At 33.7% G+C, this 3652-nt stretch carries 4 protein-coding genes; all 4 read right to left on the bottom strand.

What is annotated here, in order from left to right; genetic code table 11:
* Positions 1–64 precede the first annotated feature (64 nt).
* Positions 65–616 (bottom strand): PepSY domain-containing protein, encoded by a 552-nt coding sequence (locus BU038_RS12025; RefSeq protein WP_158262801.1) that lies wholly within the window; start codon positions 614–616, stop codon positions 65–67.
* Complete coding sequence (locus BU038_RS12020; protein ID WP_107606212.1) at positions 609–1985, bottom strand: sensor histidine kinase; 1377 nt, start codon at positions 1983–1985, stop codon at positions 609–611. The genes BU038_RS12025 and BU038_RS12020 overlap by 8 nt, the downstream gene beginning before the upstream one ends.
* The gene (locus tag BU038_RS12015) at positions 1982–2665 is read right to left on the bottom strand and encodes a response regulator transcription factor (RefSeq protein WP_107606211.1); all 684 of its coding nucleotides are present in this window, start codon (positions 2663–2665) and stop codon (positions 1982–1984) included. Before BU038_RS12015 ends, BU038_RS12020 begins: the two co-directional genes overlap by 4 nt.
* 12 nt (positions 2666–2677) lie before the next feature.
* Positions 2678–3652 (bottom strand): SLC13 family permease (locus BU038_RS12010; protein WP_107606210.1); only part of this gene is annotated, 975 nt, incomplete at its 5' end.

Raw genomic sequence — 3652 nt, 5'->3', positions numbered from 1 at the left:
AAATATAGGCATACTAAATAAGCAGCTGTTGTGCGTATAAATCGCTTCAACAGCTGCTTAGATTTTAATCATCAAAATCATCATCGTCATCATCTTTAATTTCAAACCAGGAAACAGACAGCACTTTTTTGTTTAGTGCATTTACTTTTATGATTGCACCTTCATCATCATCAACAATTTGTTGGACTGTGTAAAATGGCGGGTTATGTTCTTTTTCTAAATCAATATAAACAAACTGACCCTGCACTTGATGTTGTGCTACCGCCTTTGCTGTTTCTTCTGAAATATAAGGTGTCTTTTTTTCTTTTGTTGTTTTCTTAGGTTTTGATTTTGACTGAGAGGATTGTTTGATTTTTTCTGTATGCACATTTTTTATTGTACCGTCTTTTTTATCTACTTCTAAATCATACTTCAGACCTTCATCTAGCATTTTTACTTTATAAGTAGTTTTAGCTTTATTTAAAGCAATAGATTGAACTTTTCCGTCATAACGGTCATCTACAAGTTGTTTGACTTCTTGTTGAGTGAAATCACGTTGAGTGGACTTGAAATAAATCACTGCACTTAGTAACACTGCAAGTATACAAATAATGACAATCAAAAGTATTTTAATCATCTTTTTGAGCACCATTTGAAGTCACCTTTTCTATAATCAAAATAAACGTTGTGCCTATGTCAAGTACACTTTGTACTTGGATTTCAATATCATTACGTTTGGCTAATTCAAACGCAATAAACAGTCCTAAACCAGAACCTCCTGATTGTCTTGCTCTTGCTTTGTCCACACGATAAAACTTATTAAAAATTTGCTCTAAGTCTGTCTGTGGAATACCAATCCCGCGGTCTGAAATATTAACATGGATATGTTCTTTATATTCTGTTGCGTGAAGCACAACATCATCTTGACTGTATTTAATCGCATTGTCTAAAAAGATAGTCATCAGTTGTTTGAATTGATCTTCATTCACCAATGCCAACGCAGTATTATCACATTGATATACAATATTTCTATCATAAGCATGCGCAAAACGCGCGGCTTTATGTTCTAATATCGCATTTAAATCAACAGGCTGACGTTGTGCTTGCTGATTACTGCGCTCTACTTTTGCTAAATCCAACATTTGTTCAGTTAAATATTTCAGACGTTGCGCTTCATCACATATAGCATCAATGCTTTCGTTTAAAGTATCTTCTCGTGTCTTTCCAAACCGCTTCAACATCTGACTATATGAATTAATCACAGTAATCGGCGTCTTCAATTCATGAGAAGCATTTGAAATAAACGCTTGTTGTTTTTCATCATGTTCCTTCAAGTTCTCCATCATATCATTATAAGTTTGTGTCAGTGCTTGCAGTTCTTTCGTATCTTTTTTATTAATATCCATAATGACATAATGATTCGTTTCAATTGTCTTCTTCATTTTCTCAATCAATTGATTAATAGGTTGTAATATGAGTTGTGTCAGTAATCGATTTAATAAAAAGACAATTAACAGAATAAATAATGTAGAAAGCGTTAATACGATTTTTAAAATATCGTATTTACTGTATTTGAAATCGATGTTCTCAAATATCTGTAAGTTACTGACTTCACCATCTTTCCATACTAACGGAATACTTACTAAAACAAAGTGATGCCCTTTTTTATAAATTGCCTTTTTATACTGCTTATTTTTATAAGGCTCGCTCAAATCTTTATATTTCGGATTAGACGTCACTTGAAATTTACTTTCATCATCTTTACCTACGATCGCTATATAGCCATCGGTTAAAATCAAACTCTGTAATACTTTTTCTTTATCATTATGATTTTCTTTCGCTTTTCGCAACTCTTTCATCGTACTGATAGCTTTATCTTCTAGTTGTGCTGTTTCCGCATTTAACGAAGTGGTACGATAAATAAAATAAATCGTTAAATTCGTAATAACTACCACAATCGCAATCATTAAAGTGATATATATCTGCAGTTGTGTACCGAGTTTCATGACTGTGCTCTCATCATATAACCGATGCCTCTGACGCTCGAAATAATAGAAGTATCCGTAGTATCTAATTTCTTTCTTAAATATCTGACGTAAACATCGACAATATTTGTATCACCTACAAAATCATAACCCCAGACATATTCGATAATCTGCGCGCGATCTAAAGCAATGTTTTGGTTTGTCATAAAATAATAAAGTAAATCATACTCTTTTTGTGTGAGTTCTACTAAGCTGCCCTCAACAAATACTTCTCTCGATTGTGGATTCAATTCGATTTGTCCATGCGTTAGAGTTTCAGTCGTTTCTTTTTGAGTTAACTGCTGCTGTTTTAAATGCACACGAATACGTGCTAATAACTCTTCAATTTCAAACGGCTTAGTCATATAATCATTCGCACCAGAATCTAAACCGCTGACTTTATCCATGACCTCATCACGTGCAGTTAACATAATAATTTTGATATAGTCATTCTCATTTCGAATCCTTCTGAGTACTTCTAAGCCATTTAAATCCGGTATCATCACATCAAGTAATATCAAATCTATGTGACGTTCTTGATAGAGTTGTAATGCTGCTTTACCAGAATGGGCAATGCAGACGTCATAGCCTGCATAATCCAATTCCAGTTCAATGACTCGAGCTATTTTTTCATCATCTTCTACGATTAAGATGGTTTCCACTTCTACTCACTCCTATTTCAATGCAAGCCCAACATACTGCCAATAAACATAATAAATCACAATCATAGTAATCATATATACTGGCATGATACCTAAACTTAAATACATGAGCTGTTTAATTGTAAATGGTCTTTCTTTATTCTCATAAAACAATAACAGCGCTTTAGAGCTGACTGGGAAGGTTAAGCAGTAGTTCGTACCAATGAGCGCAATAAATACCACTGCTGTCAGATTCAAGCCAAACATTTTACCGAAAACAATCAGCAATGGTATAAATACCACAGCACGTGTCGTATGACTGGTAATATATAAGTGCGAAGTCACAGTCAACACCACAATAATCACTAACGGTACAAATTCATTTGTCAATTTGACATGATGCATCACTTGATATAATTGATGTTGGATGACATCTAGCACTTTATATTTTACTAATAGATTTCCGAGTGCAGTCGCACCGGCCACAAAGAAAATCAAACTCCAAGACACTCTATTAAACGCTTCACGCCATCCAATCAAATCAATTTTAGGCATAATCATAATTAAACTCATTAAAATTGTGACAAAGGCGATATCAAAATGATGCAATGGTTCGGTAATCCAAAGTATCACTGTCAAACTGATAAGTACTGCTGCTTTTTTCTCTTTTTTAGTCAATGGTTGTTTTTCATGTTGTATTAAATTTTCTGTTGAAATATTTTCAACAGGCTTCATATAAAACTTTTTTATCATAAATAAGCTCAATATTGCAATTATTATCCCAAATGGAAAGCCCCAGATTAAGAATTGAAGATAAGAAATAGAACCATCCGTTTGATTTTCAAGCAAACCAATCCCAATAATATGGCTGCCTGCACCAATTAAAGATAAGTTTGTCCCCATCAAAATTAATACCGGCATCAATATACCTAAATATTGTCGATTCGAATTAAAGCGATCGCCAAATGCTTGATATACAGGTAAAAGCGCTGCTGCACGTCCTGAAGT

It is taken from the genome of Staphylococcus simulans (assembly GCF_003043455.1).
GTDB lineage: Bacteria > Bacillota > Bacilli > Staphylococcales > Staphylococcaceae > Staphylococcus > Staphylococcus simulans_A.
This window is presented reverse-complemented; position numbering and strand designations above follow the sequence as displayed.